Genomic DNA, 1,076 nt, shown 5'->3' with positions numbered 1-1,076 from the left:
TACTCTACCCTACTATTTTAGTTACCTGATAGTGAGCGACTTTCCAGCTAATCCAGCGCAGCAAGGCGTCCACCATCCGGGCCATCGGTTCGTGCGGGCTCATGACGGGGCGGGTGAGTTGGCGCAAAATATTGAGGCCGTGGCGGCTTAGGCTAGTGGCCCGGTAGCCATGATTTTTGCGCTTAATCGGGGCACGCTTGGCGTGGGCCACCGTGCCCACACTCAGGCACAAGGCGTAGGCTAAACTGACTAAGGCGACCAGCTTGCGTAATTTATGTCGGCAACGCAAATGGCTGGCCTCCAGGTTAAAGCCGCGTCCTTTCAGGTTTTGGAAGCATTGTTCAATCGTCCAGCGTTTGGCGTAGAGCTGGTCCATGTAGGGCAGGCCTACGTTGCCGAATAGAAATAAAAAGTCGCCCTCGCCCAAGGCCTTGACCCACGCCTGCCCCCACACGCCATCGACTTGCACGTGGGCGAAGCGGCGCACCTGGCCAGCCACCAGCCCCAGGTCGGGTACGGCCACCCGCCGCCCGTTGGCGAAGGTGAGCTGATGGTGCTTGGGCAGGCGCATAACGAAATTCAACCCGTTGTCCTTAAGCCATTTTAGCCACACGTGGCCCACAAACTCGCGGTCGCCCAGCACGAGGCCAATGCGGTGCTTGCCCAGCACGCGCACGCAGGTTTGTAGCAGGGCAATGCGGTCAGCYGCACTGGAATTGTCGCTCCGGTTGTCGAGCAATTCCCAGTACAGGGGCAGCTGAAAGGCACCCTGCCCGACGGTAACGAGCAAGATGTTGACCTGGCACTGGCCGAAATCCCATTCGGTGCGGTCTATGCATAGACGCAACTTGCCCGTGGCGGGCAACAGGCGCAACAGCAGGTGCGCTAGCAGACCATAATCGAGCGATACTTCGCGGAAGAAATCCTGGATGCGGGTCTCGTTGGAGGCCACTTTGACTTCGTCGTTGAGATGGTGAGCGACTTCGCCAAATTGCACGTTGCGGCTCTTGATGAGTCCGATAATAAACTGAGCAATAAACTTTTGCCGGGACAGATGGCGCACAATGGGCACCTGT

General features: G+C 58.1%; 1 protein-coding gene. It reads right to left on the bottom strand.

Going from position 1 to position 1,076, the window contains the following annotated elements; all coding sequences use genetic code 11:
• Positions 1–4: 4 nt before the first annotated feature.
• Positions 5–1,076, bottom strand: a 1,072-nt coding sequence (locus D0T11_RS21715) for an IS4 family transposase (RefSeq protein ID WP_119657881.1), incomplete at its 5' end; no start/stop codon positions are given.

Source organism: Hymenobacter rubripertinctus, assembly GCF_003583925.1.
In the GTDB taxonomy this organism is placed as follows: Bacteria; Bacteroidota; Bacteroidia; order Cytophagales; family Hymenobacteraceae; genus Hymenobacter; species Hymenobacter rubripertinctus.
This window is presented reverse-complemented; position numbering and strand designations above follow the sequence as displayed.